The sequence below is a fragment of the Bifidobacterium sp. LH_413 genome (assembly GCF_056357015.1).
Genome location: NZ_JBKEVK010000002.1, coordinates 479,811 through 503,065 on the forward strand (window position 1 = coordinate 479,811; position 23,255 = coordinate 503,065).

Genomic DNA, 23,255 nt, shown 5'->3' on the forward strand with positions numbered 1-23,255 from the left:
TGGCTGGAGCGGATGGCTGGTTTAGACTATTCCCATAGACCCATGATCGAAGGAGGACCTCATGGCCCAGAATGACGACAAGACGGTGGATCAGCTCAACGACGAAGCCGACATCGCCGCCGACTACCTGGAAGGACTGCTCGACATCGCCGACTACGAGGGCGACATCGAGATGGGCGTGCGCAACGGCCGCCCGATGGTGCAGATCGTCGCCGACGACGACACCGACATCAAGCATCTCATCGGCCGCAACGGGGAAGTGGTCGATGCGCTCCAGCAGCTCACTCGTCTCGCCGTGCAGCAGAAGACCGGCGAGCGTTCCCGTCTCATCGTCGACGTCGACGGATTCCTCAAGCGCAAGCGCCAGCGTCTGCACGACATCGCGCTCGACGCCGTCGACGAGGTCAAGGAGACCGGCGAGCCGGTCGATCTCAAGCCGATGAACTCCTTCGAACGCAAGGTCGTTCACGACGTCGTGCGCGAGGAGGGGTTGAAGTCCCGCTCCCATGGTGAGGAGCCGCATCGTTACGTCACCATCTACCTGCGTGCCAACGCGGACGACTCCGACGAGGAGTGACGTCCCGTCCGGTCCGTGTGACGATCGATTGAGACTGCAGGAAACCGTAGAGAGAAGAGGGGAGTGGTATGGCCGACCAGCTGGACGGTTCGCCGGTGCTGCGCGATGTGCTTGGCGACGCCTATGAGCCGTTGCGCGTGTTTCACGTGAAACTCGCCGAGGAAGGGGAGCCGCGTGGGCTCATCGGCCCGCGCGACGTCGACATCATCTGGGAGCGGCATATCCTCAACTCGGCGGCGATTGTGCCGTTCGTGCGCGAGGCGACCGAAGACGAGCGGTTCAAGACCGTGGCCGACGTCGGCAGTGGCGGTGGATTCCCCGGTCTGGTGGCAGCAGCGTGCCTGCCCGACCATGAGTTCACGTTGATCGAGCCGATGGAACGTCGCGTGGAATGGCTCAAGGAATGTCGTGACGCGATGGGGCTCAAGAACGTGAGCGTGTTCCGCGCCCGCTCCGAAGAGGTCATCGACGCCATGCGCCATGACCGTGACCTGCATCCGTACGCCGTGGTGACCTGCCGCGCCGTCGCCCCGATGACCAAGCTTGCCGGGTGGACGCTGCCGCTGCTGAAGCCCCACGGCAGGCTCGTCGCGCTCAAGGGACGTTCCGCCCAGGCGGAGATCGACAAGGCCGCCAAGGAGATCGGCAAGCGCCGCGGTGTGAATCCGAGGGTCGTCGAGGCCCAGGTCGGGCCCGGTCTGGAGCCGACGCACGTGGTGCTGGTCGATAAGCGATAGGGGTGCGGTTTTCCACATTTCCACAGGTCGAACAAAGTTATCCACATTGTCAACCGAACGGTGGCTGTGCCGAAGAACGTTGATATATTGAGGATTTGAAACCAACGAAAACAGTCCGTCCACAGCCAGAGAATCGAGTTATCCACACTTATCCACATTTTTGTGGATAAGTGGGCAGTACTGGAATCCGATCCCGAATGGGGTCGGATTCCGGCATGTTGTGTTGTCAAGGAGAGGTCATGGCCGATAATCAGAATCCGATGGAGTCCGCCGAACAGACCATCAGGCGCATCTTCGCCGAGGGGGAGTCGCCGGTCGGTGCGGAGATCGCATTGGAGTCCAATCGTTACGCCAAGCTGCAGCAGCAGAAGTTCCCGAAGCCGTCCCGGACGCGTCTGATCGCCATCGCGAACCAGAAGGGCGGCGTCGGCAAGACCACGTCGACGGTGAACCTGGCGGCCGCGCTGGCCGAGCACGGGATGCGCGTCCTGGTCATCGACATGGATCCGCAGGGCAACGCCTCCACCGCCTTGGGTGTGAGCCATGCCTCGGGGGAGCCGTCCGTGTACGACGTGCTCGAAGGCCGTCTCACGCTGGCCGAGGCCATGCAGCCGTGCCCCGACTTCGACAACCTAGACGTGGTGCCTGCCTCCATCGATTTGTCCGGTGCGGAACTCGAGGTCGCCGACCTGCCGAATCGCAACTCCCTGCTCAAGGAGGCCGTCGACAAGTTCCTCGGGGAATCCGAGCATCACTACGACTACGTGTTCATCGACTGCCCGCCGAGCCTCGGCCTGCTCGTCATCAACGCGATGTGCGCCGTGCACGAGATGCTCATCCCGATCCAGGCGGAGTACTACGCGCTCGAAGGTCTTGGCCAGCTCATCAACACGATCGGCCTGGTCCAGGACCACTTCAACCCGAGCCTGACCGTGTCCACGATGCTCATCACGATGTTCGACCGTCGTACGCTGCTGAGCCGCGAGGTGTACAACGAAGTGAAGAAGCACTACCCGTCCATCGTGCTCGACACGACGATTCCGCGCACGGTGAAGATCTCAGAGGCGCCGAGCTTCAGCAAGAGCGTCATCGTCTACGACCCGCACGGCATGGGCGCCATCTCCTACGGCGAGGCCGCGCTGGAGATCACCCGCCGTTCCGAAAACGTATTGGAAGCCATCGCGACCAGGATGAAGGAGGCCTGATATGTCATCGAAATCCCGTCTCGGCAAAGGCCTCGGCGCGCTGTTCCCTGAACTGCCGGGGGAGGACTCTCCGGAGGAGAAGCCCAAGCACGACATTCCCCAGCGTAGGAAGCTGGAGGTGAAGCCCGTCTCTGTTTCACGTGAAACCAAGAAGAAGAGCGAGCCGAAATCCTCCTCCAAGCCGAAGAAGCAGCATCGCGCCGCGATGCCGGCGCTGAGCGACATCGCCCACCCGAGCGACATGTTCTTCAACGACACCGTCACCGGCGCCGTCGTGGAGAAGCCGATCCAGTCGTCGATTACCTCCCGCCAGTCCCCGTTGGAGAAGGCGACCGAACAGCATGTTTCACGTGAAACCGCGAAGAAGAAAAGCGACGAGAAGCCGGAGCTGAAGCCGGTCGAGGGCGGCTATCTGGCCGAGCTCAAGCTGTCCGACATCGGCCCGAACACCCACCAGCCGCGTACCGTCTTCGATGAGGACGATCTCAACGAACTGTCCGCCTCCATCAAGGAAGTCGGCGTCCTCCAGCCGATCGTCGTGCGGAAGCGTCCCGCCGCCCAGATCGAGGCGGCCCGCAAGGCGCAGGAAGGCCATGAGCCCGCCAACCAGTTCGACGGCCGCATGGACAGCCCGTACGAGCTCATCATGGGCGAACGCCGTTGGCGCGCATCCCAGCTCGCCGGACTCGAGACGATCCCCGCCATCGTCAAGACGACCGCCGACGACGATATGCTGCGCGACGCCCTGCTGGAGAACCTGCATCGCGTCGCCTTGAATCCGCTCGAAGAGGCCGCCGCCTACCAGCAGATGATCGACGAGTTCGGTCTGACGCAGGCGCAGCTCTCCAAGTCGGTCTCCAAGTCGCGCCCGCAGATCGCCAACACGCTCCGACTGCTCAACCTTCCCGCCGGCGTACAGAAGAAGGTCGCCGCCGGCATCCTCACCGCCGGCCATGCGCGCGCCCTCCTCGGACTCAACGACCCCGAGGCGATGGACAAGCTCGCCGTCCGCATCATCGCGGAAGGCCTGTCCGTGCGCAGCACCGAGGAGATCGTCGCGATGGCGAACCTCGACGACAAGGAACCGAAGAAGCCGAAGGCGCGCAAGAATGATCCGTGGGCCGGCTCGCCGATCAAGAGCAACCTCGAGGACCGCTTCGACACCAAGGTCTCGATCAAGGGCACCCCGAAGCACGGCCGCATCGAGATCGTCTTCTCGTCCCCCGAAGACATGGACCGCATCCTAGGCCTCCTCATGCCCCAAGACAACAACAAAGACGACTGGCGCTAACCCCCGGACATGCGCCTACGGCGCATGACAGCATTCTTGGCCCCCTCTGACGAGGGGGCTGTCAGCCGAAGGCTGACTGGGGGAGAGACCGCGGCCGTAGGCCGCAAAGAACTGAATCGGCCTTCTGTCGATACTATTTCTCCGCGGCCTACGGCCGCTTTTCTTCTCTCCCTCCGGCCGCCTGCGGCGGCCACCTCGTCCGTAACAACGGACAGCCTGCGGCTGGCCTCATATCGGCTCGCCTGTCGGCTCGCACATCGCCTACAAACGCCTCCGGCGTTTGCTTTACGGCGATGTCCCGTCAGAGGGAGGCAATCGGGTTAGCATCTTCCTAATGCGGCAAGACGCTCCTTTGTCGTGCGGTCGATTACCGTGCATACTTCGTAGAATCGTGTGTCCACATCGTGATTGCTGAATCTGACGACCTGTATTCCCTGTTGGTTCAGCAATGCCGTACGTCGATTATCTTGATCACGTTGGGCTTGCTCGTAGTGTCCACCGCCATCCAGTTCGACGGACAACTGGGCCTTGGCACAGTAGAAATCAACGATGAAATCACCAATTGGCTTCTGCCGTTGCCATCGTACAGGCTGGTTTCGTAGAAACTCGTACCATAGTTTCCGTTCCCATGGCGTCATGTTACGGCGCAAGGAGCGTGCATTGGCTACATTGCCGCGATTGCATTCCTTCACACGATTCCAGCGTAGTCATTCTCAGCAAGCAGGAGAGGATTATCCATCACGCGTAATCCGATATGCCTCCCTCTGATGAGGGAGGTGTCATCGCGAAGCGATGACGGAGGGAGAGAAGGGGAGCGGCCGTGAGGCCGCGGGGAAATTGTATCGGCCGTAGGCCGATTCCGTTTTCGCGGCCTGACGGCCGCGGTCTCTCCCCCACCCGGCTTCGCCGGGAGCCCCCTCGTCAGAGGGGGCCAAGTGGTTCGGTTCTTGCCTCAGTCGGCGAGGTAGTCTTGGGCGTCGAGGGCGGCTCGGCAGCCCATGCCGGCGGCGCTGATGGCCTGGCGGTAGGTGCGGTCGACGCAGTCGCCGGCGGCGAAGATGCCGGGCGTGGACGTGCGCGTGCTCGCGCCGTCCACGAGAATGTAGCCGTCGTCATCCTTCTTCACCACGTCACCGGTGAACGCGGTCGCGGGGGAGTGCCCGATAGCGACGAACACGGCCGCCGTGTCCAACGTGCCGGTCTCGCCGGTCACCGTATCGCGGATGTCGACGGACGTGACGCTGCCGGCCGCCGGCGCGGCCGCGGGCAGCGTCACGCCGCCCAGCGCGTTGCCCAGCTTGAGCGGGAAACCTGCCGCGCTCGCGCCGTTCGCGTCGGCGGTCTTGTCCGCGCCATCGGCGAGACCGAGGCCTCCTGTTTTGCCGGCGTTCAGGGTGATGCCGCCGATCGGCTTGAGGGAGAGCGAGGTCGGGAGGGAGGACGTCGCGGAGGGTGCGGCGTTCGCACCGGTGACGTCCACGGCCGCGGCGCCCGCGCCGGCGGCACCAGCACTATCGGTTCCCGTGGTGCCGCCGTGGATGGCGGTGACGACGGTGTTGGTGAGAAGCGTGAGTTTGTCGTTCGCGCGGGCGCGTTCCACCATGATCGCGGAGGCGCGGAACTCGTCGCGACGATGGATCAGCGTGACCGACGAACCGAATCGCGTCAGATACAGCGCCTCCTCGAACGCGGAATCACCGCCGCCGACCACGATGATCGGCTTGTTCTTGAAGAAGAACCCGTCGCAGGTGGCGCAATAGGAGACGCCGTGACCGGAATACTCCTCCTCGCCGGGCACGCCCAGCTTGCGGTAGGACGATCCGGTGGCGACGATCACCGCGCGGGATTCCAGCACGTCGCCGGAATCCAACGTGACGCGCTTGACGGTGGATTCCGGCGAGGAGTCATCGCCGTCAAGCACTTCGACCGACGTGACGTCCTCATGAATGAACTCGGTGCCGAAACGCTCCGCCTGGGCGCGCATCGCGTCCATCAGATCGGGGCCGAGAATACCGTCCGGGAACCCGGGGAAATTCTCCACTTCGGTGGTGTTGACGAGCTGGCCGCCGGGGGCGAGGGCGCCGGTGACGAGCACCGGGCGCAAGCCGGCGCGACCCAGATAGATGGCCGCCGTGTAACCGGCCGGCCCCGAACCGATGATGATCACGTTATGCACAGTCATACTGACAGCCTAGCCAAGGGGGTTCTCTCCCTCAGTCGGCCAAGAGGAGCCGATAAAGAAAGCCTCCCTCTGAGGAGGGAGGTGTCATCGCGAAGCGATGACGGAGGGAGAGAAGAAGAGCGGGCGTCAGGCCGCGGAGAAATAGTATCGGCCATAGGCCGATTTAGTTTTTCGCGGCCTGCGGGCGCGGTCTCTCCCCCAGTCAGCCTTCGGCTGACAGCCCCCTCGTCAGAGGGGGCCGAAAACGGGGTCACTCAGCGGTAGTAGGCGGCGGTGACGTTGATGTATTCGATGTCGGATTCGGCGGAGCCGTTGGTGGAGGCGCCGTCGGAGTCGTTGGACGTCTCGTTGTTGGACGTGTCGCCGAACGGCACGTTCTCCAGGTTCTTCTGGCTCGGCCACTGGTTGTTCTTGTCGACGCCGCTGTCCGCCGGGTTAGTGTTGCTGTGCATGAACGTCAGCACCGCGAACACGAGTGCCGCGACGATGAGCACGCTGGCGACGATGACCACCACCACCGTCGTGGTCATCTTGCCGAACAGACGCTGCTTCGCGAGATTATCACCGTCGCCCTGGGCGGCATCGGCCTGCACCGGAGACTCCTTCGGGGTGAAGCTCGGCGGCTGCTGCATCGACGCGTCCGGCATGGCGACGCCGCGCGCGTGCGGCGCAGGCGCGAACGCCACCGGCGTTCCGGCCGCACCATCATGTCCGATCGGCGCCATGTCGACGATCGTCGCGTCGGCGTCGGGAACGGGAATGCTCGGCGGAACGGCACCGGCGTTCGCGCCGGCAACGCCGTTCCCGGCCTGCGTTCCGATCGTTCCGTTCGCACCGTTCGCACCGGACGCACCGGATGCACCGTTCGCACCGGACGTCCCCGCCGCGGCAGGCGCGCCAGCGCCCAGGCCGCCGGCGACGGCCGTACCGGCCGCACCAGCGCCCGCAACCGGGGCTCCCGCACTCGCCGCACCGGACGCCGCGCCCGCGCCAGCGGTACCGGCGGCCGGAGCAGCGGACTTCGCCTTCATCTCGTGACGCACCGACGACACGTCGATCGCCTCGGTGGCCATGTTCGGATCGACGAACACGGGGATACGCGTGGTCTCCTCGCCGGGATTCGCGCCGGACGGCATCGTCGGCAACGCCTGCGTCTGGAACGAGAACTCGTGGAACAGGTCGTCGCCCTGATAACCCTGATAACCCTGGTACCCCTGGTCGTTCTGATAACCGGAGTCGTCGGAAGCCGGACGTTCGGGCAGCGCCGGCATGCGCATCGGCTTGCCCTTCGCGTCGGTGGGCAGACGGCCCGGCTGGTCGCCGAGCACGCGCGGCGAATAGTTGTCGAACGCGGCCTGCATTTCGGCGAACGTCTGCTTGTTCTGCTCGGCCACCACCTGTTCGGCGTGACGCGCGGCCTCCGCCTCGGTGAGCGGGCGGTGGATGGTGAGGTCCGGCAGCTTCTCCGTCGTGACCACGTGATGCGGCAGGCTGGTCAGATGCTCATTGCGCATGTCGCGCACGTGCACGGTGGCAATCGAGCCGGCACCGGCGTCGGACGGCAGCGCGATGTCCTGATCGGTCAGGTCGGTGAGCGGCTTGCACTCGCCCAGCAGCGCGGTCAGCTCGCTCAGCGTGAGCATCGGCTCGCTGCGGCGGCCGTCCTCCTTGGTGAGCTCCAGGCCGCGGGACAGGATCACGTGGAATTCGCCGGGGATGTCGCCGATCGACGCAAGATCATACGTCGTGTTCAGCGAGGTCGGGCGGCGCGTCAGCATCGCGTACAGCACGGACGCCAGCTGACGGATGGCGAGCTGTTCGCCCTGAATCGTCTTGGGGGCCTTCGTCGGTTCGACGAGCAGTCCGGCCAGCGGCGCATCGGCGATCTCGATGCCCTGCACGGAGATGCGGATCGTGTCGGTGGACAGACGCGGCTGCTCCAGCGCGGTCGCGATGGTCGCGGTTTCGGCGATGATCGAGCGCATCGCCTCGAAGCTGATCGTGCCGCGGGCCGGTCCGTTCAGATATTCGGTGAGGGACAGGCCGCTTTCCACGCGCGTGACGAGCACGGCGGCGTCGCCCGAACGGCGGAACTGCAGCACCGGCGTGATGCCGCTCTTGCGGCCGAGCTGCGTGGCCAGCGACGACACGTCCTCAAGCGTGCCCGGATCCGTGAGCACGAACAGCTGGCAATCGTGGGCGAGCACGCGGTCGTTGGCCCTCCAAGCCTGCACACCGGGCTCGTCACGAAGCAGCGTGACCAGGGTATAGCGGTTGAAAAGCGTGTCTCCCAGCTGAGGCTTCATAGTTTCTTCGACTCCGTAATGCGTAAGCGCTTCGACGCCACCATACGAGTCGATGGCGCTGCTGTCATTCTAATCATGGGGATGGTCGAAAAGGAAGGCGTCATCACGGCATCATCGCATCACGTCGCCGTCGCCATCGCCGCAACGTCGCCGGACCATCACCGGCGACGCAGCACGCGCGCGGACGCCGACCGCACGATCGCGGTGAACTCCTCGCAACGTAGCACGACGAGCATCACCGCGTACACGACCGCCGTGACCACCGTCGTCAGCGCGCAGAAGCCGAACGCCTGGAACCAGTTGAGACGGTCGTCGCGCATCGACGCGCCCAGCAGCGCCATGGCCGGATCGGTGAGCAGCCACGCGACCAGACCGGCGACGACCGCCGCCAGCAGCGCCTTCAGATACGTGACCGCGATGCGCCGGCCGTCCAGACTGCCGGCGAAGCGGCGTCGCAGCATCATGACCAGCGACGGGAAGCTCAGCAGGTAGCCGACCGTCATCGCGAGGCCCACGCCGGCCGTCCAGTAGCGGGCTGGCGCGAGCAGCATCACGGCGATCTCGAACACGACTTGGATGACGCTCACCTGCAGCTGGAACAGGAACGGGTGACGGCCGTCCTCGAACGCGAAGAACGTGCGCTGGATGAGCAGGTACGCGCTCGTGAGCGGCAGGCCGAGCGCCAGCGCGACCATCGGCCCGGCGATCAGCTTCGCCTCGGGCACGTTGACGCTGGGCAGCAGTGCGATCGTGATCGGCACCGGCATCACGACGATCGCCATCGTGAAGTACATCATCATCACGCCGACGTTGCGCAGGGCCCCGCTCAGGTCCTCGCGCGCCTCGTCGAGGTTGTGCGCGGCGACCGCGCGCGAGATCTTCGGGAAGATCGCGGTGCCGACCGACACGGCGATCAGCGAATACGGCAGGATGTACAGCGTGAACGCGTTCTGATAGGAGCCGTTGCCGGCGATGCCGTACAGGTCGTTGCCGGCGAACGGGGCGCCGTTGGTGATGCGCGCGTTGACGATGTTCGCGAGCTCCTGCACGCCCATCACGCCGACGCTCCACGCGGCCACCGGGCCCATCGCCTTGAGGCCGATGCCGCTCACGCCCCACTGCGGACGGTAGTGCAGGCCGAGGCGCATCAGCGGGACGAACAGGATCACCGCCTGGAACGCGACGCCCAGCGTCCACGTGCCGGCCGTGAGCATCACCTTGCCGGTGGTCCAGAACTCGAGCGGCGCGCGGGAGGCGGGGCCGAACAGGAACAGGAACATCGTGAAGCCGGCGCAGCTGATCACGTTCGCGCCGACCGAGCTCCACGCGTAGGTGACGAAGTTGTCCTTCGCGGCGAGGATCTGGCCGAGCACCGTGTACAGGCCGTAGAAGAAGATCTGCGGCATGCACCACAGCGTGAACGCGTTGACGAGCGCGCGCTCCGCCGGGCCCCAGCTGTTGTCGAGGTACAGCATCGTGAGCAGCGGGGTGGCGAGCATCATCAGCAGGGTCATGCCGGCGAGCATCGCGATCGCCAGGGTGATGAGCTTGTTGAGGCGGTCCTGCGCGTCATGCTCCTTGAGCGTGCGCACGATCTGCGGCACGAGCACCGCGTTGAAGATGCCGCCCGAGATCACGGTGAACAGCACCTGCGGGATCATCGCGCCCGTCTGGTAGGCGTTCGCCGCGATGCCGGTCGTGCCGAGACACGCGGCGAGCAGGATCGTGCGGATCTGGCCGGTGATGCGTGAGGCCATCGTCCCCGATGCCATGATCAGGGAGTTGCGGCCGACGTTGGAACTCATTCGTCGGGGTCCTTCTTACGGTTGAACTGTCGCCACAGGCCGAGCGCGCCGAGCGCCACGGCGAGGCCGATGATGATGAAGCCGGTCTTGTCGCTGATCTTGAGCACGCAGTTGATCGCGGTGTCCTGCGAGCCGCCGAACGTGCCGCCGTTGCGGTCCTGCAGCGAGACGTGCGCGGTGGCCGAACCGGAGGTTGCGGCGCGCAGCGTGAACGTCACCTGCGCCTCGCCGCGCGCCGGGATCGTCACCGTGTTGCGGCGCGACGTGACGATTTCCGGCGAATCGGTGATCGAGAAGACGCGGATCGTGACCGGATAGGGGGTGGCGTTGCTGACGGTCACCGGCATCGTCGCGGTTTCCGAGACCATCGTCACCGTCTCGGACGGCGTGAGGCTCACGCCGCCGAGCACGTCGTTGGCGAGCTGTTGCGCGCCGCCCACGGCCGTCATCGATGTGGTCGTGTCGACGCCTGCCGAGCCGCCGTCGATGGAGAGGGCGTGCAGCGCGAGTTCCGCGTGCGCGGCGAGCAGCCGCTTGACCCACGCGTTGGCCGCCGTGCCGCCGGCGGCCGCGCGTGAGGCCGTGCGTTTCGCGTCCTGCCGCGCCAGCGCCTGCGCGTCGTCCGTCGCGTCGCCGCCGTCGAGGATGCTGTCGCGGAAACGCGTGATGTCGCCGCGTCCCGCGGACAGCGAGGCGATCACGTTCGTCACGTCCGAGGAGTCCGCCGCGGACATGCCCGATTCGGCGGGCACGGCCGCGCGCGCGTCGTCGCCGGTCACGTAGGGATCGGCGTGCTCCAGCGCGTCGAAGTCGGTGGTCTTGAGCCAGGACGCCGATTCGACGGCGCTCATGAACGCGTCCACGGTGGAGGCGTCCGTGTCGGCGGAGAAGCAGACGAGCAGGTTGCGTTCGTTGTACGGCTGCTCCATCTGGTAGAACGCGCTCTGCGCGACGAAGCGGGCGAGACGGCCCGCCATCGTCGACTCGGCCGTGGCCTTCGCGTTCGTGGCCTTGCCTTTGGCGAGGTTGCTCAGTTCGCGCTGTTCGACGAGCACGGTCACGTCGCCGGCGTCGGTCGGCACGATCGCGGTGCCCGTGTGCACGGTGTCCGTTTCGGACGATTCGAAGTCATGCGTGGAGATGACGGTCGTGTAGCCCTGGCGGCGGGCGGCGGTGAGCGCGTCGAGCGTCCACTGGCCCTGGCCCTGCCAGGCGATCGTCTGCGACGTGGCCTTCTGGTCGCCGAGCGCCGCACGGTAGTCGGCGAGGGCGGCGTCCGCGTTCCACGCGTCGTCGGTGATGCCGGCGTTCGTGTAGCGTGCCGCGGCGTTCTCCTGCGCCGCGTAGGCGGTGATGTCGAAGCTCGCGGGCTGCATGATCGCCTTCGTCTGCGGCGGCATCGCCAGCGCGTCCAGATACGTGGGGTCGGCGATGGTCTGCAGCGAGGAGTGCTTCGAGATGGCCTGTTCGAGCGCATGGTCGAAGCGCGTGTGGTCGCCGTCCAGCACGGCCGCGCCGGTGGAGGTGGCGGAGGAGTTCGTGGAGCCGTCGGTGTCGGCGTCCGCGTCGGTGACGAGCTTCGTGAGCGTGTCTGCGTCGGCGGTCCAATGGTCGCTGGTCAGCGGCATCGCCATCGTGATGTTCATCGCCGGCGTGTTCGCGTTGTCGAGTCCGGCGGCCGAACGCGTCAGGAACGTGTGGACCTCGACGTTCGCGTCGTCGTGGCTGTACGTGACGAGCAGCGGCTTCGGACCCCAGTTGAGCATCTGCGTGAGGGCGTCCGCGCCGGCGTCCTGATCGATCGTGACCGTCGCGCTCTGCTTCGGCTGCAGCGCGGGCACGGACGCCGAGCCGAGACTCGCCGGCGCGGGAATCGGACTGTCGGACTGCGCCCACTCCTGCATGTCGGTGCGGGAGGTGAACGTGAACATCGGATTCGTCTCGAGCGTGACCTCGCCGGCCGCCCACGCGGAGTCGCCGGTGTTCGTGACGGTCGCCTTGAGGTGGAATCCGGACGTGTCGGTGACGACCGCGGTCATCTCGGTCAGCGCGAGCGTCTGCGTGGCGGTCGCGTCGGAGTTGTCGTCGGTCGTGCCGGTGCTCGTCGACTGTGCGGATTGCGTTGCGGTGCCGTTGTCGCCGTCGGCGGCGAAGGCGGTGGCCGGCGGCAGCACGGCACCTGCCACGACCGCCACGGCGATCAGCAGACCCGTCAGAATGCGCCATGCCTGGATGCGTCGTAGGGGGGCGTATGGAATCACTCGTTTGCCTGCCTGTTCAGTTTCCGGGAGTAGAGCCATGCGATCTTGCGCTCATTAGGGTAGCTGAGCACATCGTCCAAGTCCTTGAAATCCACCCAGATCGCGTCCTCCGCCTCATGGTCGGGGTCGCCTTCCACGGTGAGGTCGCCGCCGATCTGCTTCAACGCGAAATGATGGACGAGCTTGTGCACGCGCTGCGTCGTGCCGGTGAACCAGTAGTCGATCGTCGCAATCGACTCGACCACCTCACCGAGGATGCCCGTCTCCTCGTGCACCTCGCGCACGGCCGTCTGCTGCGGCGTCTCGCCCTTCTCGATATGGCCCTTCGGCAGGCACCATTCGAGGTGGCCGCTGCGCGAGTGGCGGGCGATGATCGCGACCCGGCCGCGCTCGTCGAACACGAGTCCGCCGGCCGAATACTCGCGCACGACGGGCAGCTCCTGCGCGTCGAGCGAGGCGAACGTCGTCGGGCCGTCGGACGTGCGTTTGCGCGGCATCATCGCCGGCGTCGGGATGCGCGGGTTCGTCGCGGCCGCGCCCGGCGTCGCGGCGTCCACGGTGGTCACCGTGACGCCGCCCGCCGGCTCGACCGTGACGGACGCCGTGACCGACGTCTCGACGCGCGTCGTGATGCGCTGGCCGCTGGGCGTCGTGTCGGAACCGGTGACGCGCACGCGCGCGAACACGGTCGCCGGAGTCGGCGTCGACATCGGCGTCGCTTTCGCCGCCTCCCGCGCGACCACCGACGCGACCGTCTGCGCCGTGTCGAGCGTGCCGGCGGTGTCGATGATGTCGCTCACCATCGGCGGCTTCGGCACGGCTGCCGGTTCGGTCCGCGCGGTCGCGGAAGCGGGTTTCGGTGATGGTGTGACGGGCGCGGGAACGGGCTTCGGACGGGATTGGGACGTGTACATGAGCACGTCGTCGTCATGGCCGTTTTGGGCATGGTTGACCGCGGCATCGTCGGCATGCTCCAGCATGCGCGCAAGGTCCGCGGGCGTAATCATGCCTTCCACCTTACTCAAGTCCCTGTGCATGTCGAGTAACGGTATGCTGGTAGCGACAGATACCAAGACGATGCACCGTGACCGATGCGCGGCGTATGAACCGTGTCCGAAAGGATTGGCGTGGATTTCGAAGTTTGGCCTGAAGCCATTGAATTGGGTCGCATGTTCGCCGCCGAAGGCTACGAGCTGGCGTTGGTGGGCGGACCCGTGCGCGACCTGCTGCTGCACCGCCGCAGCCACGACCTCGACTTCTGCACGTCGGCGCGCCCCGAGCAGTTCGAGCCGATCCTGCGTCGCTTCGGCCACGACGGCTTCTGGGACATGGGCCGCAAGTTCGGCACGCTGGGCGCGATGCGCCGCCGCGACGACGGCACCGAGGTCAAGGTGGAGGTCACCACCTACCGTTCCGACACGTACGATCCGGATTCGCGCAAGCCGGAGGTCCAGTACGGCGACACGTTGGAAGGTGACCTGTCCCGCCGCGACTTCACCGTCAACGCGATGGCGCTGCGCGTGCCCGACCTCGAATTCGTCGACCCGTTCGGCGGCGCGAACGACCTCGCGAAGGGCGTCCTGCGCACGCCGGTCGACCCGCGACAGTCGTTCGACGACGATCCGCTGCGCATGATGCGCGCCGTGCGCTTCGTCGCCCAGCTCGGCTTCTCCATCGAACCGGAGACCGCCGAGGCGATCAGCGCGATGACCGAACGCATCTCGATCGTGTCCGCCGAACGCGTGCGCGACGAGCTCACCAAGCTGCTGCTCTCCGACCGCCCGCGCGCCGGCATCGAAGCGCTCGTCGAATCCGGATTGGCGGACATCGTCCTGCCGGAGATCCCCGCACTCGAACTGCAGATCGACGAGCATCACCGCCACAAGGACGTGTTCGAGCACACGATGATCGTGCTCGACCGCGCCGTCGCGCTCGAAACCGGCGAGGACGGCCCGGTGCCGCGCCCCGACCTGACGCTGCGTCTCGCCGCGATCATGCACGACGTCGGCAAGCCGAAGACGCGCCGGTTCGAACCGGGCGGCAAGGTGAGCTTCCACCATCACGACGCCGTCGGCGCGAAGCTGACGCGCAAGCGCCTCAAGGCGCTGCGTTTCGACCACCACATCGTCGACGACGTGAGCGAGCTCGTGAACCTGCACCTGCGCTTCCACGGCTACGTGGACGAACCGTGGACGGACTCCGCGGTGCGCCGCTACGTGAAGGACGCCGGCCATCTGTACGAGCGGCTCAACCGTCTGACCCGCGCCGATGCGACCACGCAGAACCGCCGCAAGGCGCGCATCTTCGCCGAGGCGATGGACGAGATGGAGGCCCGCGTCAAGGAGCTCAAGGAGAAGGAGGACTTCGACGCGATCCGCCCGGATCTGGACGGCAACGAGATCATGTCGATCCTCGGCCTCGAGCCCGGCCCGATGGTCGGCCAAGCCTACCGCCACATGCTCGAATACCGCCTCGATAACGGCCCCGTAGACCACGATGTCGCCGTTGCCGAATTGAAACGATGGGCGAGTGAGTAGACTCGGCCCCCTCTGACGAGGGGGCTCCCGGCGGAGCCGGGTGGGGGAGAGAAAGAAGAGCGGCCGTAGGCCGCGGGAAACATGGAATCGGCCTTTGGCCGATGCGTTTTCCCCGCGGCCTACGGCCGCTCGTGTCTCTCCCTCCGGCCACCTGCGGCGGCCACCTCCCTCATCAGAGGGAGGCAGATAATCGATCAGTTGATCTCGGTGTGCTTGTCGGCTTTTCTCAGGCCGGCCTGCTGCATGGCCTCGACGGTCTTGCAGCCGTCGAAGTCCTTGATCGTGTCGCCGTGCTTCTTGACTTCCTTCTCGGAGTTCAGGTTGTTGAACGTGGCGCCGATCACCACGTCGACGAGACGATCCTGACGGTCGTCCATCACGAGCACCGCATCCGGGATGTACTCCTTGACCGTGTACGCCGGGTTGATCGCGTTCACGCCGAAGTAGATGGTCGTGCGGGTCACCTTGGCGCTCGTGTACGAGTCGATGGTGCGCACGTCGAACTGGCGGTCCTTGAGCGCCTCGCCGACGGCCGCGCCCAGACCGGTGAACTCGGTGCCGTTGCGCACGCGCAGGATCACCGAATTGTTGTCCGCCCACTTCATCGCGGTGCCGTCCTCGTTCTTCGCGGCGCACGGCACGGCCACGCCGTAGTTCGGCTTCGTGGCCTTCTTGGCCTGCTGGTCGACCTGGATCACGCCGGTGAAGAACAGCGTCGCGACGATGAGCACGACCACGAGAATCGCGCCGGTGATGGAGAACACGATCTTCTGACGGCGTAGCACATACGCCTTGCGTGCCTCGCGCTCGTCATACTCTTCGGCCATTCGGTTCCCTTTCCTTCGCTGCCTGACTTACGCAGTGCCTATTTACCTTAGCGTGCAACCGTGACGCTGACCGACGGGACGGCGGGCGCTTCGGCCGCGATGATGCGGTCCACCGCCTTCGACCGTTCCCATGCGGCGATCACGTCGCGGCGGATGGACGGCGTGGGCGTGAACGCCACGACGGACGGGCCCGATCCGGAGACGAACGCGTGGCTCGCGCCCGCCGCCAACGCCTCGCGGATTGCGGCGCCGGAGCGCGGATGCAGGCTGACCGCCGCCTTCTGCAGGTGGTTCCGGTCGCCTTCGCCGGCACCGACCACGTCGAATTCGCCGTACACTTCGGGCGTGCTCAGCTGCGCCTGGTAGGCGCCGACGAGCAGCGATCCCGCGTAGCCCTGTTCGCGCAGTCCTCGCGCCGCATCCGAATCGTCGGGAATCGTCTCGATGATCTCGCCGTATCCGGTGCCGTGCGCGTAGCCGCCGGCCACGCAGAACGGCATGTCCGCGCCGAGCGTCGCCGCGACCTCGCGCAGTCGGTCGAGCGGCCAGTCGAGCTCCCACAGCGCGTTCAGCGCGAGGATCGTCGCCGCAGCGTCCGCCGATCCGCCGGCGAGACCCGCGCCGACCGGAATGCGTTTCTCGATCGTCAGCGCGACGTCCGGTTCGCGGCCCGCCGCCTCCGCCATCGCGAACAGGGCGAGCACGGCGTGATTGCGGCGCATGTCCGCCGACGATGACGCGAGATCGCCGAGATGCTCGCCGCCCAGGTCGAGCGAGAATCCGGCGCCGGCCGGTTTCGCCGTGGCGGTGACCGTGTCGGTCAGACTGACCGCGCAGTAGATCGTGTCGAGCTCGTGGCGTCCGCCCCACTCGGCGTGGGAGGGGCCGACCTCGAGCGTGAGATTCGTCTTCGCCGGACAGTCGACGCTCACCGTGACGGGCGTGCTCATGCGCGTGCCTCCGCCGCGACGTCGTCGGCATGCGCGTCGTCGCCATCGCCGGAAAGCCGCATGACCGCCTCGGCCAACGCGGTGAACTCGTCGATGGTGAGGGTCTCGCCGCGACGTGTCGGATCGATGCCGGCCGCCTCGAACGTGCCGGCGGGAACCGTCTTCTTCAACGCGGCGTGCAGGGTCTTGCGACGCTGGCCGAAGGCCGCGTCGATGAGACGGAACGTCTCCTTGCGCAGGGACTCGGCGTGCGCCGCGACCTCGTCGCCGGCGACGCCGTCGTGCCGCGTGCGCGTGAACGCGACCAACGCGGAGTCGACGTTCGGCGCCGGCCAGAACACGTTGCGTCCGATCGTGCCGACGCGTGAGGCCTCGCCGTACCAGGCGAGCTTCACGCTCGGCGTGCCGTAGATCTTGCTGCCGGGCGTGGCGGCGAGACGGTCGGCGACCTCCTTCTGCACCATCACGAGGAACGATTCGAGGTTCGCGAACCGTTCCAGCAGTGTGAGGATGATCGGCGTCGCGACGTTGTACGGCAGGTTCGCGACGAGCGTGAACGGCTCGTCTCCGGCGAAGTCCGGCAGGTTCGCGGGATTGACGGTGAGCGCGTCGCGGTTGACGACGGCGAACCGGTCCACGGCCTCCGGCATGAACTCGGCGATCGTGTCCGGCAGACGCTCGGCCAGCGGCGGGTCGATCTCGACGGCGGTCATGCGCGCGCCGGTCTCGAGAATCGCCAAGGTGAGCGAGCCGAGACCGGGGCCGACCTCGAGCACGTGGCTTTCCGGGCCGACGTGCGCCTCACGCACGATGCGGCGCACGGTGCCCGGATCGATGACGAAGTTCTGGCCGAACTTCTTGGTGGGGCTCACGCCCGCCTCGGCGGCGATGCGGCGGATGTCGGCGGCGCCGAGCAGATGGCCCGTGGCCGTCTCCTCGGCGGTTGCGGTGGGTTCAGTCGTCACGTCGTTCAATACACCTTCCGAAATGGGATTCACGATATCAGTACCAGCCCTGCTGCTCCCAGATGCGCTTGCAGTTGGTGGGCGTGCCGTAGCGTTGGGCGATGTAGCTCAGACCCCAGTCGATCTGCACGGCGCCGTCGTCCTGCCAGCCGGTGCCCATCTTCGAGCCGGGCAGCGCCTGCGGGATGCCGTAGGCGGAGGAATACGGGTTGGCGGCGTTCCAACGCCAGCCGGACTCCTTGTTCCACAGCCAGACGATCGCGTCCCATTCGGCGCCGGTCCAGCCGCGCTGGGCGGCGGCCGCGGCCGCGTAGGTCTGCGCCTGGGCGACGCTCGGGTGCCACAGGCGGCCCGAACCGGAGCTGGAGCCGCCGGAGTTGCCGGAATTTCCGGAGTTGCCGGAATTTCCAGAGTTTCCGCTGTTGCCCGAATTGTTCCCGGAGTTGCCGGAATTCCCCGAGTTGTTGCCGCCGGAGTTGTTGTTTCCGGAGTTTCCGCTGTTGCCCGAGTTACCGGAGTTCGAGCCGGAATTGTTGGAGTTGCCCGAGTTCGAGTTGCCCGAGTTGTTCGAGTTGTTGCCGGAGTTCGACTCGTTCTTCTTGTCGGAGGAATCGTTCTTGTCGGACTTGTCCTTGTCGTCGTTCTTGTTCGACGTGTTCGGCTTCGTGGACTGGTTCGAACCGGAATCGGCCTTGCCGCTGCCGGTGTCCTCCTTCGGCTCCTCGACCTTCTCCGGACCGACCGCGATGATCTGGTCGACCGCGGCCTTCGTCGTCGTCTCGCTGGCGAGCGTCTCGCTCTCCGCGACGCCGTCCACATAGGTCACGTCGAAGACCTGCTGGATCTCGCCGTTCTGGCCCTGCTGGCGGATTTCCGTCTGGCCGGATTCGAGTGAGGAATCGATGATCGTCTGCGTGGAGTACGGCACCGACTTGGTGCGCGTCTCCTGGCCGTGGGTCACGCGCCTGACGCGCAGGATCGTCTCGCCGCCGTCCTCTTCGACGCTGACGCGATCCTCCTTGCCCACGTTGATGCCCTTGGAATCGAGGATGGAGGCCGCCGGAAGCTTGCCGTTCGGCGCTTCGGACGACTTGCCGTCCGCGATGACCGTGACCGGGCCCTCCTTGTTGATGACGAGGCCGCCGGTCAGCTGGTTGTAGATGTTGTCGATGTCGACGGTGATCTTCGAGGCCTGCTTCTCGTTCGCCTTGAAGAATCCGATGAGCTGGTCGGCGCTGTCCGCCACCGTCCAGAACGGGATCTCCTCGCCGTCCACGTTCACGGTGGTCTGGTAGGCGCTGCGCACGGTGACGACCGCATGGTTGGCGAGCGTGCTGCCGGACGAGGACTGCACGAGATCATGCGTCTTGACGCTGACGCCCTGCTCCTCGAGCAGACGGTCGACGCTCATCGCGTAGGTCTGGACGGTCGTCGTCTTGCCGTTCACCGTCAGCGCCACCGACTTGCGCGCGGAGAACGCGAACGTCGCCACACACGCCGCGAGCACCGTCACGACGCACACGGCCACACGGATACGACGCAACATCACGAATCGTTGCGGGGTCCACCGCCGTGCCATGCCATTACCTCGTTTCCCGCCCGCGATCGGTCCGGGCGCACTCGGTGCCCATCGTAGCGCACCATCTGCAAAGAAAAAGAAAAAGGGGGCGGGAGAGAAGGGGAAGTTCCCGCCCCCTATTATCAAGGCAAGGAGATGGTTGGGGGACTCTCCTGCCCTGTCCAGGAAGCCATAATCGGGGGAAGGCTCCTAGACGACTTACCCGTGTTAAGTATTTCCTGCGCGCCCCCGGCGCATCACACAGTATACGCCTTTTTCACGCATGACGAGCCTCTTGTCGGGATCGAACCGACGACCTGCCGCTTACAAGGCGGCCGCTCTGGCCATCTGAGCTAAAGAGGCGTGGCACGCAACAGTGTGTCGCGCACGCGGAAACCCAGCATAGCAGTTACCAGCGGACGAGCGCCAGCACCCTCAGTCGGCCTGCGGCCGCCAGCTCCCCCTGAAAGGGGGAGCAAAGAACAACGGATGCACTTCGTGCACTCGTCTCCCTGCGCCCCCTCAGGGGGAGCTGTCCCGCGAAGCGGGACCGAGGGGGTGCCGGAAGCGGCCCGCCCTAGTCCTCTTGGCTTACTTGCCGGTGGTGACGGAGATCGGCTTGCCGCTGGCGCCGATCGAGGGGAGCTGGCCTTCGACGCCGACCTGGTCGTCGGTAAGACCCAGCGCGGTGACGAGGCCCTCGTTGGAGGTCATGCCCGCGGTGGACAGCTGGTTCATATCCCAGTAGTTGCCATTGATGCGCACGGTCGGCGTGGTCATCTGGCCCTTGTAGCTGCCGGACACGTTGAACAGTTCGGAACGCTTCGGGTTGTACGTGTCGATCGCGTCCAGCCATGCCGTGTACTTGTCGACGCTCGCGGCGTTCGCGACCTTCTTGGAGACGCCCGCCTTGATCGCCTGCTGGCGCATCTGGTCGTCGGAGGTCTTCACGCCGGAGTTCTCGGCCGGCTGGAAGTCGTCGGCGTACATGTTCTGGATGAAGCCGAGGATGTGCGAGGCGTCCTTGTCCTGCTCGGCGATGGTGAGCAGCAGGTTTGCGGCGCGCGTCGAGTACTTGTCGGGGCTCCAGGTGTCGCCGAACGACATCGGGTGCAGGTCGAGGTTGATTTGGCCGGCTTCGACGAGCTTCTCCAGCGTCGCGCCGGACGCGCGCTCGAAGTTGCCGCAGCCGGAGCACATGAAGTCCATGTACACCTCGACGGTCGGCACGCCGTCGACCTTCTCGCCCACGCCGTCCTTCGAGACGATGACGCCGCCCTTCTCATCGGCGACGGACGGCTTGTCGGAGACCTCCTGCAGCTTCGAGTACGCCTGGTCGACGGTCAGGTTCGCGCCGGAGTTCTGCGAGGCGACGTGCGAACGCCAAATCGCGATGCCGGCGACGGCGATGAGCGCGACGACCACGGCGATCACGATCGCGCCGATGATGGTCTGCTGCCTGCGCTCCTTCGCCGCCTGCTCGGCGCGCGCCTTCGCCGCGGCCTCCTCGGCTGCGCGACGGGCGGCGCGGGTCTTGCGCTGTTTGGTGTTGTTCGCTTTCGTGGCCATGCGAGACGATCCTTTCCCAACCACTGAATGACTGATCTCTGATGACTGATCTGAGGGTCAGTCTAGCCCACGAATCGACATATACGCCCGTCGCTGATTGAACTCCATATGAACTGCGGGACCGCGCTACCGCCGTATCGCGCCCGCGCCGAGGCGTAGCATGCCGCTGCTCGGCCAGAGCGTGGTGAGGATCCACGCGATCGCGGCCATGCCGGCCAGCGCCAATCCGGTCGTCGTGAACGGTCCGTCGGTGAGCCACGGCAGTTCGTACGGCCACATGCCGTCCGGCAGCGGTGTCATCGCCCACGGCAGCTGCAGCGCGGCGGTCGCGGCGACCACGCCGACGAGGTCGATGATCGCGAACTGTACGGATCGGCCGAGCGCGGCGAGCAGCCCTTTGAGCAGATGCCACGGCAGCTGCACGACGCGCAACGCGGAATCCGATCCCTTGCGCATGCCGCCGCGGCGGCTTTCGCGCTCGATCTGCGCCTCCGTGCTGTACCCGACGGTGAACAGCAGCCACATCAGCGCCGCCGCCACGGCGAGGCCGATCAGCGGCTGGAACACCGCGGCGACCGCCGGTACGACGGCCATCATGCACAGGACGGCCACGCCCTGCTCGAGGTACTGCGCCCGCCGCGAGTCGGCGGTGTTGCGATGCTGCGGCGCGTTCGGATTCGCCGCGTTGCGGCCGTACTGCGATTGCGGCGATTGCGGCGTCTCGTACCCCGGCTGCGCGAAATCCGGCTGGACGTATTCCGGCTGCGGCGGCTCGTACTGCGGCGGCAGCAGCTCGGCCGGCGGCCGCGGCGGTTCCGGCGGCTGCATGTTCTGCGGCATCACCGCCGTCGCGTCCGGCTGGTCGCGCAGGAACGGCGGGACGTCGCCCTTCGGCTTCGGCGTCACGATCGGAATGTCGCGCGAGGAGGTCGGCACGTAGGCGGGCGGCAGGGAGGAGCCAGTACGGTTCGAGGCGTCCGCCACGCGCTGCAGCGGCGACTGGTCGTCGCCGGCCGCCGCCTCGCGCGCCGACGCCGCGCGGCCGGTGGCCGTGCGCGGCGTGCGGTTCGCGTTCGCGCTCTGGTTCGGATGGTTCGGATTCGTGCCGGCGGCCGCGGCGGAACCCGAGCCGGCGGCTGGGATGAGCGGCGGATTCGCCGCGTCGCCCGGACCGAGCACGTCGCTGGGCAGCGTGACCGTGCACTGGTCCGGCGTCAGCGCGCGCGTCGCGTCGACGCCGTCGTCCGCGTCGTCGCGCCATGCCGCGCGGCCGGTGGCCATGCGTGGCATGGGCGGCGTGGACGGCGCGACCGGCATGCCTGTGCCTGCGCCGCGCATCGTCGACGGCATCACCGACGTCGCCGGCAATGTGGCGGTCGCGCCGGGCGCTCCGGCCGCGTTACTTGCGTTACCGGCGCCGGTGCCGAGCACTCTGGTCGCCGCGTTGGGGCCGTCGTCAAAAGGGCGCATCACCTCGGTCGCGCCGTTGCCGGTCGCGCCGGTCGCATCGGTCGCGGAATCGCCGCCGAAGCCGTCGTCATCCCAATTCACGGGATTGAGCGCGTCCAGCGCGATCGCGTGGAGCAGCTGGTCGGGCGTGCAGCGGCGGCGTGGATCGGGATTGAGCGCGCTGCGGAACGCGGTGAGCGTGTGCGTGGGTAGCCCGGCGAGGTTCGCGTTGCCGCTCGCCTCGCGTTCCAGCACGGCCATCAGCGGCTTCGTGCCGAACACCGGTTCGCCGGTCGCGGCGAACGCGAGCACGGAGGCAACCGACCACCAGTCCGTCGCCTCGCTCGAATCGGCGCCATCGATGATCTCCGGCGCGATGAAGCCGGGTGTGCCCATCACGAGGCCCGTGCGCGTCACGTGGCTTTCGCCTTCGCCCATCGCGATGCCGAAGTCGACGAGCACCGGACCGGACGCGGAGACCATCACGTTCGTCGGTTTGATGTCGCGATGCACGATGCCGGCCGCATGCACGGCCTTGACGGCCTCCATCAGCTTGCGCGCGAGCCGTTCCAGATCGTCGCCCACGTACTTGCCGTTCGCGGCGACGTCGTCCTTGAGATTCCTGCCTTCGATGAGTTCGGTGACGATGAACGCGAGGGCGTCGTCGAGCTCCATGTCGACGATGCCGCACACGCCCGGATGATTCACCTTCTTCAACGCGAGGGCCTCGCGGCGCAGGCGCTCGCGCGGCGTCACGTTCTCCTTGAGGTTCGGGTCCTGCGCGGGGCGGCGGGAGGCAGGGGAGCCGGGGGCGCCCGGACCGGCCGCCGCGCCATCGCCGGAGAGATCATCGGACGAACCGTCCTCGGCGAGCGAATCACGCAGGATCTTCATCGCGTACACCTGACCGCCGTCGTCGAGCACGCGCCATACCGAACCCATCGCGCCGGAACCCAGGCGGGAGACGAGCGTATAGCCGCCCACCACTTCGCCCGGTTCCAGATTCAACGCCGTCAGATCACTCATACCGCCCATC

At 66.5% G+C, this 23,255-nt stretch carries 17 protein-coding genes and 1 tRNA gene; 5 read left to right on the forward strand and 13 right to left on the reverse strand.

All coding sequences use genetic code 11. From position 1 onward, the window contains the following. Positions 1–61: 61 nt before the first annotated feature. The 4 genes from AC1AYN_RS05975 (at position 62) to AC1AYN_RS05990 (ending at position 3,810) form a co-directional block, all read left to right on the forward strand. A complete protein-coding gene (locus tag AC1AYN_RS05975) occupies positions 62–577 on the forward strand; it encodes a Jag family protein (RefSeq protein ID WP_034525659.1) in 516 nt (171 codons plus the stop codon). Positions 578–645: 68 nt separating this feature from the next. Next, positions 646–1,314 carry a 16S rRNA (guanine(527)-N(7))-methyltransferase RsmG gene (rsmG, locus tag AC1AYN_RS05980; protein WP_476532549.1) on the forward strand — a complete coding sequence of 223 codons (669 nt, stop codon included), beginning with the start codon at positions 646–648 and terminating at the stop codon, positions 1,312–1,314. Between the two features lie 260 nt (positions 1,315–1,574). Further along, a complete protein-coding gene (locus AC1AYN_RS05985; protein WP_476503288.1) occupies positions 1,575–2,519 on the forward strand; it encodes a ParA family protein in 945 nt (314 codons plus the stop codon). 1 nt (position 2,520) lies between these two features. Continuing rightward, complete coding sequence (locus AC1AYN_RS05990) at positions 2,521–3,810, forward strand: ParB/RepB/Spo0J family partition protein (protein ID WP_476532550.1); 1,290 nt, start codon at positions 2,521–2,523, stop codon at positions 3,808–3,810. 320 nt (positions 3,811–4,130) lie between these two features. Here the strand turns inward: AC1AYN_RS05990 and AC1AYN_RS05995 are convergent, their stop codons facing one another. The 6 genes from AC1AYN_RS05995 to AC1AYN_RS06020 all read right to left on the reverse strand — a co-directional run bounded on the left by AC1AYN_RS05995 (position 4,131) and on the right by AC1AYN_RS06020 (position 13,371). Then, on the reverse strand, positions 4,131–4,502 hold the full coding sequence (locus AC1AYN_RS05995) for an endonuclease domain-containing protein (protein WP_476532551.1): 372 nt from the start codon (positions 4,500–4,502) through the stop codon (positions 4,131–4,133). 260 nt (positions 4,503–4,762) lie between these two features. Continuing rightward, entirely contained in the window at positions 4,763–5,992 is a 1,230-nt protein-coding gene (locus tag AC1AYN_RS06000; RefSeq protein WP_476532552.1) for an NAD(P)/FAD-dependent oxidoreductase, read from the reverse strand. Between the two features lie 254 nt (positions 5,993–6,246). Further along, positions 6,247–8,298 (reverse strand): protein kinase family protein, encoded by a 2,052-nt coding sequence (locus tag AC1AYN_RS06005; RefSeq protein ID WP_476532553.1) that lies wholly within the window; start codon positions 8,296–8,298, stop codon positions 6,247–6,249. Positions 8,299–8,456: 158 nt separating this feature from the next. Further along, positions 8,457–10,103, reverse strand: coding sequence for a murein biosynthesis integral membrane protein MurJ (murJ, locus tag AC1AYN_RS06010; protein WP_476503270.1), 1,647 nt, complete (start codon positions 10,101–10,103; stop codon positions 8,457–8,459). Next, a complete protein-coding gene (locus AC1AYN_RS06015; RefSeq protein WP_476532554.1) occupies positions 10,100–12,364 on the reverse strand; it encodes a DUF6049 family protein in 2,265 nt (754 codons plus the stop codon). Before AC1AYN_RS06015 ends, murJ begins: the two co-directional genes overlap by 4 nt. Continuing rightward, the gene (locus tag AC1AYN_RS06020; RefSeq protein WP_476532555.1) at positions 12,361–13,371 is read right to left on the reverse strand and encodes an NUDIX hydrolase; all 1,011 of its coding nucleotides are present in this window, start codon (positions 13,369–13,371) and stop codon (positions 12,361–12,363) included. Before AC1AYN_RS06020 ends, AC1AYN_RS06015 begins: the two co-directional genes overlap by 4 nt. Positions 13,372–13,491: 120 nt before the next feature. Between AC1AYN_RS06020 and AC1AYN_RS06025 the strand changes: the two genes are divergently transcribed. Beyond that, entirely contained in the window at positions 13,492–14,901 is a 1,410-nt protein-coding gene (locus AC1AYN_RS06025; RefSeq protein ID WP_476532556.1) for a CCA tRNA nucleotidyltransferase, read from the forward strand. Positions 14,902–15,095: 194 nt separating this feature from the next. Here the strand turns inward: AC1AYN_RS06025 and AC1AYN_RS06030 are convergent, their stop codons facing one another. The 7 genes from AC1AYN_RS06030 to AC1AYN_RS06060 form a co-directional block, all read right to left on the reverse strand. Continuing rightward, positions 15,096–15,728 carry a LytR C-terminal domain-containing protein gene (locus tag AC1AYN_RS06030; protein WP_476503266.1) on the reverse strand — a complete coding sequence of 211 codons (633 nt, stop codon included), beginning with the start codon at positions 15,726–15,728 and terminating at the stop codon, positions 15,096–15,098. A gap of 47 nt (positions 15,729–15,775) precedes the next feature. Further along, positions 15,776–16,678 (reverse strand): 4-(cytidine 5'-diphospho)-2-C-methyl-D-erythritol kinase, encoded by a 903-nt coding sequence (locus tag AC1AYN_RS06035; RefSeq protein ID WP_476532557.1) that lies wholly within the window; start codon positions 16,676–16,678, stop codon positions 15,776–15,778. Continuing rightward, a complete protein-coding gene (gene rsmA / locus AC1AYN_RS06040; protein WP_476532558.1) occupies positions 16,675–17,643 on the reverse strand; it encodes a 16S rRNA (adenine(1518)-N(6)/adenine(1519)-N(6))-dimethyltransferase RsmA in 969 nt (322 codons plus the stop codon). The genes AC1AYN_RS06035 and rsmA overlap by 4 nt, the downstream gene beginning before the upstream one ends. A gap of 37 nt (positions 17,644–17,680) precedes the next feature. Continuing rightward, the gene (locus tag AC1AYN_RS06045; RefSeq protein ID WP_476532559.1) at positions 17,681–19,222 is read right to left on the reverse strand and encodes an aggregation-promoting factor C-terminal-like domain-containing protein; all 1,542 of its coding nucleotides are present in this window, start codon (positions 19,220–19,222) and stop codon (positions 17,681–17,683) included. A gap of 268 nt (positions 19,223–19,490) precedes the next feature. Next, a tRNA-Thr gene (locus AC1AYN_RS06050) sits at positions 19,491–19,564 on the reverse strand. 228 nt (positions 19,565–19,792) lie between these two features. Beyond that, entirely contained in the window at positions 19,793–20,770 is a 978-nt protein-coding gene (locus tag AC1AYN_RS06055; protein WP_476532560.1) for a DsbA family protein, read from the reverse strand. A 126-nt stretch (positions 20,771–20,896) separates the two neighbouring features. Next, a complete protein-coding gene (locus AC1AYN_RS06060) occupies positions 20,897–23,245 on the reverse strand; it encodes a serine/threonine-protein kinase (RefSeq protein WP_476532561.1) in 2,349 nt (782 codons plus the stop codon). Between the last annotated feature and the right edge of the window lie 10 nt (positions 23,246–23,255).

Bases quoted from the DNA above. Each gene is read 5' to 3' on its own strand.
- AC1AYN_RS05975 (WP_034525659.1), top strand. From the start codon at position 62: ATGGCCCAGAATGACGACAAGACGGTGGATCAGCTCAACGACGAAGCC.
- rsmG (WP_476532549.1), top strand. From the start codon at position 646: ATGGCCGACCAGCTGGACGGTTCGCCGGTGCTGCGCGATGTGCTTGGC.
- AC1AYN_RS05985 (WP_476503288.1), top strand. From the start codon at position 1,575: ATGGAGTCCGCCGAACAGACCATCAGGCGCATCTTCGCCGAGGGGGAG.
- AC1AYN_RS05990 (WP_476532550.1), top strand. From the start codon at position 2,521: ATGTCATCGAAATCCCGTCTCGGCAAAGGCCTCGGCGCGCTGTTCCCT.
- AC1AYN_RS06000 (WP_476532552.1), bottom strand. From the start codon at position 5,992: ATGACTGTGCATAACGTGATCATCATCGGTTCGGGGCCGGCCGGTTAC.
- AC1AYN_RS06005 (WP_476532553.1), bottom strand. From the start codon at position 8,298: ATGAAGCCTCAGCTGGGAGACACGCTTTTCAACCGCTATACCCTGGTC.
- murJ (WP_476503270.1), bottom strand. From the start codon at position 10,103: ATGAGTTCCAACGTCGGCCGCAACTCCCTGATCATGGCATCGGGGACG.
- AC1AYN_RS06020 (WP_476532555.1), bottom strand. From the start codon at position 13,371: ATGATTACGCCCGCGGACCTTGCGCGCATGCTGGAGCATGCCGACGAT.
- AC1AYN_RS06030 (WP_476503266.1), bottom strand. From the start codon at position 15,728: ATGGCCGAAGAGTATGACGAGCGCGAGGCACGCAAGGCGTATGTGCTA.
- AC1AYN_RS06035 (WP_476532557.1), bottom strand. From the start codon at position 16,678: ATGAGCACGCCCGTCACGGTGAGCGTCGACTGTCCGGCGAAGACGAAT.
- AC1AYN_RS06045 (WP_476532559.1), bottom strand. From the start codon at position 19,222: ATGGCACGGCGGTGGACCCCGCAACGATTCGTGATGTTGCGTCGTATC.
- AC1AYN_RS06055 (WP_476532560.1), bottom strand. From the start codon at position 20,770: ATGGCCACGAAAGCGAACAACACCAAACAGCGCAAGACCCGCGCCGCC.
- AC1AYN_RS06060 (WP_476532561.1), bottom strand. From the start codon at position 23,245: ATGAGTGATCTGACGGCGTTGAATCTGGAACCGGGCGAAGTGGTGGGC.